We start from the raw sequence: 1,826 nt of genomic DNA, 5'->3' as shown, positions 1-1,826 counted from the left end.
CGCGATGGGTGCGCAGAGTGTCGAGGCGTCGTTCGTGGCGTTGCAGCGCCGGGATCAGCCGCAGGTACGCACCGTCCTGGGCGGGCTCGCCCAGCTGCATGCCGCAGGGCATGGGGTGGCGTGGGCGCGGGTCTTCGACCACACCCCGGCCGCCCTGCTCGACCTGCCGACGTACCCCTTCCAACACCAGAACTACTGGCTCGACAGCACCTCTGCCGCCGCGCGGCACACGGCCGGGCTCGGTCTGGCCGCGCCGGGGCATCCGTTCCTCACCACGGCCATCGAACTCGCCGGTGGCGACGGCGCGGTGTTCACCGGACGGCTCTCGCTGCACGCCCACCCCTGGCTCGACGGCCACCGCGTCGGCGGCACCGTGACGCTGGCATCGGCCGCCCTGGTCGAGCTGGCGGTGCGCGCCGGTGACGAGGTCGGCTGCTCCGGCGTCGCCGACCTGACGGTCGGCAGCCCGCTGACCGTCCCCGAAAGCGGCGGCGTCCAGGTGCAGGTGGCCATCGGCGCGGCGGGCGAGGACGCGTACCGGAGCGTCACCATCAGCTCCCGGCCGGACCGGGACGACCCCGCCGCGCCCTGGGAGACGCACGCCACCGGCCTGCTCACCGAGACGCAGCCCGCGCCCCTGGTCTCCCTGGAGGCCTGGCCGCCGCCGGGCGCGGACCCGGTCGAGCTCGACGGGTTCTACCAGCGGCTCGACGACAAGGGCTACGCGCACGGGCCGGTGTTCCAGGGGCTGCGGGCGCTGTGGCAGCGGGGCGACGACCTGTTCGCCGAGGTGCGGCTGCCCGACGAAGCGGACCCGGACGCCTTCGGGATCCACCCCGCGCTGCTCGCCGCCGCGCTGCACCCGCTGCTCGCCGCGGGCCGTGACACCACCGGCCTGAGCTGGCACGGCTTCCACCTGTACGCCTCCGGGCCGCGCGCGCTGCGGGTCTGGCTCAGGTCCAAGGGCGAGGACGCGTTCCGGCTGTGGCTGGCCGACGACTCGGGGGAACCGGTCGCCGAGGCCCGCGCGCTGCGGCCGGGCCCGGCGGCGCCCGCGGAGCGGCTCGCAGGGGCGACCGGCGACTCGCTGTTCCACCTGGCCTGGTCGCCGGTCGTCCTCCCCGACCCGGAGGACCTCACGCCGACCCGCCTGGCCGTGCTCGGCGACGCGCTGCCGGCCGATCTCGGGCACACCGGCCTCGGGCGCCGCGTCGAGAGCGTCGCGGATGCCGCCGGGGACGTCCTCGTGGCCGTGCTGGACGTGCCGCCCGGAGACGACCCGACCGGTGACGACACGGTGGCGGCCGCGCACCGGAGCACCCTGCGGGCGCTCGAACTGGTCCAGGACGGTCTCGCCCTGGAGACGTCCCGGCTCGTCCTCGTCACGAGGAACGCCGTCGCCACCGACGACGGCGAGGACGTCGACCTCGGCTCGGCGCCCGTGTGGGGCCTGGTCCGCTCGGCGCAGGTCGAGAACCCCGGCCGGATCACGCTGATCGACCTCGACGCCGACCCGGCGAGCGTCGGACGCCTCGCCGCCGCGATCGCCTCCGGGCACGAGCAGGTGGCCCTCCGCGCGGGCCGTGCGAGCACCCCCAGGCTGGCCCGGGTGCGCCCGGCCGCGACGGCGGCGCCCCGGCCGGGGTTGGCGCCGGAGGGTACGGTCCTGATCACCGGTGGCACCGGTGCGCTGGGCGCCCTGTTCGCCCGGCACCTCATCACCACTTACGGCGTCAAGCACCTGCTCCTCACCAGCCGCCGGGGCCAAGAGGCGCCCGGCGCACGGGAGTTGACCCAAGAGCTGGCCGGGCTCGGCGCGAACGTAC

General features: G+C 76.2%; 1 protein-coding gene. It reads left to right on the top strand.

Annotated features, from left to right (window positions below; all coding sequences use genetic code 11):
* Nucleotides 1-115: 115 nt before the first annotated feature.
* Nucleotides 116-1,826 (top strand): SpnB-like Rossmann fold domain-containing protein (locus tag IG74_RS0144405; RefSeq protein ID WP_234334684.1); only part of this gene is annotated, 1,711 nt, incomplete at its 3' end.

The organism is Streptomyces sp. NRRL B-1347 (genome assembly GCF_000720325.1).
GTDB lineage: Bacteria > Actinomycetota > Actinomycetes > Streptomycetales > Streptomycetaceae > Streptomyces.
This window is presented reverse-complemented; position numbering and strand designations above follow the sequence as displayed.